Origin of the sequence: Mastigocoleus sp. MO_188.B34, from assembly GCF_030065675.1 — a bacterium.
Taxonomy (GTDB): domain Bacteria; phylum Cyanobacteriota; class Cyanobacteriia; order Cyanobacteriales; family Nostocaceae; genus Mastigocoleus.
The window spans coordinates 23,945-29,969 of the sequence record NZ_JASJDK010000081.1; the positions used below are offsets into that span (position 1 = coordinate 23,945).

4 protein-coding genes are annotated in these 6,025 nt (G+C 36.5%); all 4 read right to left on the minus strand.

What is annotated here, in order from left to right:
• Positions 1–72: 72 nt before the first annotated feature.
• The gene (locus QNJ50_RS18450; RefSeq protein WP_300637874.1) at positions 73–1,161 is read right to left on the minus strand and encodes a Rieske 2Fe-2S domain-containing protein; all 1,089 of its coding nucleotides are present in this window, start codon (positions 1,159–1,161) and stop codon (positions 73–75) included.
• A gap of 148 nt (positions 1,162–1,309) precedes the next feature.
• Entirely contained in the window at positions 1,310–2,233 is a 924-nt protein-coding gene (locus QNJ50_RS18455; protein ID WP_300637876.1) for an AraC family transcriptional regulator, read from the minus strand.
• 224 nt (positions 2,234–2,457) lie between these two features.
• Positions 2,458–5,292 (minus strand): ATP-binding protein, encoded by a 2,835-nt coding sequence (locus tag QNJ50_RS18460; protein ID WP_300637878.1) that lies wholly within the window; start codon positions 5,290–5,292, stop codon positions 2,458–2,460.
• A gap of 153 nt (positions 5,293–5,445) precedes the next feature.
• Entirely contained in the window at positions 5,446–5,994 is a 549-nt protein-coding gene (locus tag QNJ50_RS18465) for a hypothetical protein (protein WP_300637880.1), read from the minus strand.
• Positions 5,995–6,025: the final 31 nt, after the last annotated feature.

Consider the following 6,025-nt stretch of genomic DNA (forward strand, 5'->3'; position numbering starts at 1 on the left):
AATTATCAAAAGTCGTAGAGACGTAGCATGCTACGTCTCTACAGAAGTCAGAAGTCAGAAATTACTTATTACTCATTCATACTTCCAGTTTTTTAAAAAATTAATTGCTAATTCCGCAGGTGTATCGTTTTTAAGGGAAATCTTTTTATTGAAACTTGGGTAAATATTATTTACTATAGATACATCTTCACCAATTATCTTGTCACGAAATTGATTTCCCAATTGAGGTAGCCTAAGAAGTTTGTGCCACCAGGTATATTCAAAGTTAAAATAACCATCTAAAGAAAATCTAGTTTTTGTTGGTGATTCTGGATATAGATAACCAATAGCGACAAAAAGTTGTCCTTGAGCTATTTCATTGGTAAGAACCACTAGACTTGGTAAAAATGTATTGAAACATTGAACCATGACATCATTTACTAATGGACTCATTTTATTCTTTTTTGCATATTTATCATTTCGTTTATTTAAAAAAAGTTGCCAAGATATGTGATTATCTTTCTGAGTCAGGTTATCAATTTTGATGTCATTTGTGAGCATGCTGTCCCGATGAATACCTGCGAAATGCTCCCCATCATGTGCATTCCATAAAAATCTGAGGATATTATTATGAACTGATTCAGTAAAAGAATAAATATGATTGAGTTTATTGACACGTAATTGGGAATGATATTTAGGTAAGAAAGGAATATCAGCATAGTCTGGAATTGGTATTTTTGGTTGAATTGGTTCGGATAATAATTCCCCTTGCTTTTCTTCCCAATGAAGACCATAAGTCCACACTAAACCGTCAATAACTTTTAAAGGTAGGACTGATTGGATCGGTTTACGGGAAATATTTCCTTCGATAATTGCTTTCCCATCTCCAAAAAATTGAACTTTATTCCCGTGATAAGGACAAGCTAAACAACTTTTTCCTTGAAAATCTACGATATAACCACCATTAGCTAAGTTAGCTCCAGCATGGGGACAAATATTATCTAAAGCGTTTAAGTTACCTTCTTTATCTTTCCAAATTACGTAGTCATGACCCAGAAGAGTAATTAATTGGGGTTTGTTAATTACAAAACTTTCATATCTTCCCAAACACCAAGGAGCACCTTCATACATTTGGAGAGTTTCTGTTTGGGTGTTTATTTGTGTTTTATTTTCAACTTTCATTATTGCTGCTATTTATCTTTGTGCTGCTATAACGATAAGTATGAAAATTTTTCTGGATGTGTGGCTTGTAAATTCTGACTCTTTTTGGATATTCTTATTATTTAGCTATCGTTGTGTGTAAATTAACTTGATTTAAATCTTGAAACTCTTATTTACGAAACTCTTGTAAAAATGCTTTTGGTGTAACACCCACTAAACGTTTAAAATAACGATGAAGATGACTTTGATCGACAAAACCTACTTGAATAGCAACTTCAGCAATGGATAATTTCCCTTGTTTTAGTAAGTCCTTAGCTCTTGCAATACGACAGCGAATAACATATTGATGGGGTGTAATTCCTGTGGTTTCTTTAAAAAGTCGCGAAAAATAAGTAGGACTCATTTGCACGCAACTTGCTAATTCTTTTAAACTTAAATCGCCATCGAAATGAGCATAAATATAGTTAATAACTCGTTTCAATTTATACTTAGGTAACTTTCCTGTTATACATTCAGAAAAATTTCGGCGATCGCCCGAATAATTCTCTAATAAATGAAGGATAAGTGCATTAATCAAAGTCTCAGCATAAAGACGACTACCATTACCATTTTTAGTTAAAGCAGATTTAAGTGATAACCCAATTTGATGGACAAGTGGATCGGGAGTTGCAAACTGCGGTAAAAGTTCAATCCGGTCTGGATCTATAACTTCGTAGATGGTCTGAGCAAAAATCCTAGGCTCGATCGCAATCTTAACCGCACTAATTGGTTTATCCCACACCACCTGATGACTCACATCCCCTGGAACAATGACAAAATTTCCTCGAACATTCTCTTCTTTTAGTAAACGTCCATCAATGTTTCGTTCGATTTCAGTTGATGAGAACGCTTCAGTAAAAATTCCTATGCAGTGTTGTTGGAAGGATATCTTGGATATTTCCCCAGGAGGATCGCGATCGTAAACTATATCTAGATTATCCCAGCCCACAGACATACTAGAAATAAGAGGCGATCGCTTAAAAACACGTTTATAGATATCTTCTTTATTCGTACTAAAGTTTACTGATGAATCTTGCACTGAGTCGTTCTGCATATTCAATTAAAATACTGAGATGTTACAAGATACAGTTAATTGATCGTGACTGAGAAAGGGGACATATATAGTTTCAACGAAATGACCCGTAAGTCAATACGGTTCAGATAAGCCTAATTTTTTTGGTAGAGACGCGACATGTCGCGTCTCTACAGTGGTATTTGTTTAAAAAAAGCCTTAACTGAACTGTATTGACCCGTAAGTGACTTTAAACAGAATTAACTTTAAGCAGATTTCAAAAGCCAAAGACGAAATAGTTCTACAATTATTCGCCAATTAGCATCTTTTTCAGTAACTACATCATGACGCTTGAGGGTTTTAAGTGCTTTTTGTAAATCTGATTCAATTATATCTGTAGCTGTAACTAAATTCTCAATGCTTAATCCTTGTGGTTGGTCAGCAAGAACTTCGAGTATTTTTTGTTGCTGAGGAACACCCCGCGCTGCTTGACCCCAAACACCGTCAAAATAATAACGTCCTTGACGAAAGAAATTAGCATCATTGATGACTGTTTCTACATCTTCTGGAGTAAAGTTAGGATTGCGAGAGCGTCCTTGTTCAAAAACATAATTATTGTAGCGACGTACTAACTGAAATCCGATTAACTGTACCAAATAAGGTTGTCCAGATGTGAGATGATAGATTTTATCCAAGGCTTGTGGAGTATAGTCCAGGGGAAAATCTGGATCTGGGTTAGCGAGAATTTGACGAGTTGCAGCACGACTCATAAAACCGACCCGAATTGGAATCACACTCGCAAAAAAAGGTTGAAAATAATCTGCAGTCATTTCTTCCAAGGTATGTAAACCGGCGAATGCAAACGCAATTTGAGAATTCATCTGCACTAAGCCCCTAAGAAATCCCATAAAATCTGCTGGCATTTTACCCGCATCAATTAATTCTTCAATTTTTTCAAATTCATCTAGGGCGATAATTAAACCTTTTGTACCTCCCATCGATGTATTATTAGACCCGTCAGATGTATTATGGTAAATCTCTACATTTAATTTTTCTACAACCTGCTGCAAATATCTTCTAAAGGTAGGTAAAGGAAAATTGAATAAATCATAATTTCCTGGAGGGGGTATTTGCACAACTTGAGAAATTCCATCACAAATCGCCATTAATACTTCTACAATACCTTGAGGAGCATTTCCCACCTCTAACATATTGATATAAGCAACTTTAACTCCAGAACCAAGACAATTAGTTGCATTACGCAAGATTGAGGTTTTCCCCATGCGTCTATGACCGTAAATCACTACAGATTGGAGTTGCTGACCCATCACCCACAGTTCTTCTAGTTGTCGGATGATATCCTCTCTTCCCATGAAGCGATCGCCTACTACCGGATCGCCTACAATGTAAGGATTACTTACTGGTTTAGTAATATTAACTTTACCAATATCACCGGTAAGATTGAGGAGTGATTCTTGCCAAGTTTGAGCAATACTCAGAATTAAGGCTTTTTCTGTTCGAGGTAAAGAGTCAGGATGGTCGAGGATATTTTTGAGTTCTCCCAATGCACGATTGAGTGCAAAAGCACGAGTTGCACGAGACACACTGCGCTGTACAAGTTGGATATCTTCAACTACACGATACAAACTTGCAATAGTTTTCCACGAATCGGAACGTAATAAGGGTTGGGATGGAAGAGGAAGTAATTCTATTTGGTTAATTTTATCGACTTCTTTTGCAGACTGAAAAACCTCTAGAATTTGAGCAAGAGTAAACATTTCTTCACCGTAGAGAAGAGAACGGGTATGTGCAAAAGCTTCTCGAGCAAGTTGGGGTTTTTGTACGTGTAAATACCAGAAACCAGCAGCAACTGCACGAGTAGGAGTATCCAAACGAGTATCTTCTACTGGAGGAGGGAAATATTCCCCGTAATATTCAGAACGAAACAGTAAAAAACGTTTAATCGCGGCTGATTTAATTGATTTTGCAAAAGAAGCAGAAGCAAAACCTACGATCTTGCTGTGATTAATAACTTCAGATAAGCGAGAAACACGCCATATAATTTGTTCTGATGGTGTATTTTTAAGGGACTGATTAACTGCTCGCACCACTGGATAAATTTGCATGGTATATGCAAGTATTTGATTGAGATTATGTAAACCTATTTCCCAATCTTCTTGTAACCATTTTTGCAACCGTAAAGTAAGATTTGGTAAAGGTAAGGGAGTAACGTGGGGAATAAAACCATTACCATTTTCAAAAAGACGTCGCTTAAAAATCGAGCCAATCAACCAATTTTCTGGACGAGGGAAAGATAAAAATAGCATTACAAGTAACATTAATAGCAATAGTGTGCTAAATGCTACGATAAAAATCATCCCAGAAGGTATATCTATTATTAATATTTGATAATAGCTGAGTGCAGTTCCCCCTGCGAGCGCTGAGGCTACAAGCATAGTAATATCATTACCATGCCAATTTTCCTTCATTCTTTTCTTTGTTTTTTCTGACATGAGCCATTCTTTAGCTCTAGGTGAGCGGTTGAAGATTACCCAAATTCCTAATACACTAATTGACAAAAAAAATGTACCAAGTACTGCAAACATCAATGCTGAGAACAACCTAAATAAGGTGAATTTAGAAGGATCTACGGAACTAAGGCTAAATACACAAGATACTACGGTTTCCACTAAGTTTATTGCTAAAGTAAATCCCAATAATTCAGCCACTTTTCCCCAACTGAGATACACTAGGGTTATTCCTATACTGACTGCAAAAGATAGGGAAAATCTTTCAGTCATTACAAATGTAATTAAATTAGTGGTAAATACCAATATAAAAGCTTGGATCATTAACCGGCGCTCAATCGGGTGTTCGGGTAGGAAATTTGATGTTTTTGTTCGGCTATTTTCCTGTTGTTGATTCTTTTGTTCTTGAGAAAAAGACCCACTTCCAAACGTATCCACATACCAGCGCAAAGCCTGAGGGAAGAATAATACCCAGTATAAAATACGTAAATAATCCAATGGCTTCAATAACGATAGAGGACGTTTAAGTTTTGGAGCCAAATCTAAACGTGGAACAGTATTTTGTTGCTTCATTGGTAGAATTAAGTAATGAGTAATAAGTAATAAGTAATGAGTAATGAGTAATAAGTAATAAGTAATGAGTAAGAACCAGGATTTAATAGCTATTTTCAATTCCCAATCCCCAATCCCTAATCCCTAATCCCCGTTCATCCGTAAGGATGCGTCCTATCGCCCATCAACACAACGAGAATAAGTTTGATAACACAACCTCATCAATTTCCGAGGATGACCGTCACTTTCTTGTAGTATTTGTTGAATTTCTATCTCAGTGAATTTAATTTTTGTCATTGCGAGACGTGTTGCAATAAATTGACGTGCAGTACTTTCGTTCCAAGGTGCAATTATTTCTTCCTGACAAACACCAGCTAAAGGTGATGTCTTACCTTCATCCTGACTATCGTTAAATAAGTCGTCTAAAGATTCACTCGCAGCTAAAATTAAACGCAGAGGTGCAACACTTCCTTCAGCTAAACCACGTAGTTGATCGCGGACTTGACGGGTAAAACCTTCCCAGGTCATTTTTCCAACGTTATCTATAGCTAAGAGTATTCTGCGATCGCGGAGATTGCGAGTTAATGTATAACCTTTGGCGCAGGGAATTCCAATAGACTCTTCCGAAAATTTGCAACACGCTGTGAGTCTGGTTTTGGACAGCGTTAACTGTGAGCCAGAACTAACGTAATAATCAGGCTTGGAGACAGTTAGTGATAGCAACTATCAACAAAAATATTGATAACTAATTCAT

What these genes read in the sequence shown, in the direction of transcription:
- QNJ50_RS18460 (WP_300637878.1), bottom strand. Translation starts at nt 5,292, where the DNA reads ATGAAGCAACAAAATACTGTTCCACGTTTAGATTTGGCTCCAAAACTT.
- QNJ50_RS18450 (WP_300637874.1), bottom strand. Translation starts at nt 1,161, where the DNA reads ATGAAAGTTGAAAATAAAACACAAATAAACACCCAAACAGAAACTCTC.
- QNJ50_RS18455 (WP_300637876.1), bottom strand. Translation starts at nt 2,233, where the DNA reads ATGCAGAACGACTCAGTGCAAGATTCATCAGTAAACTTTAGTACGAAT.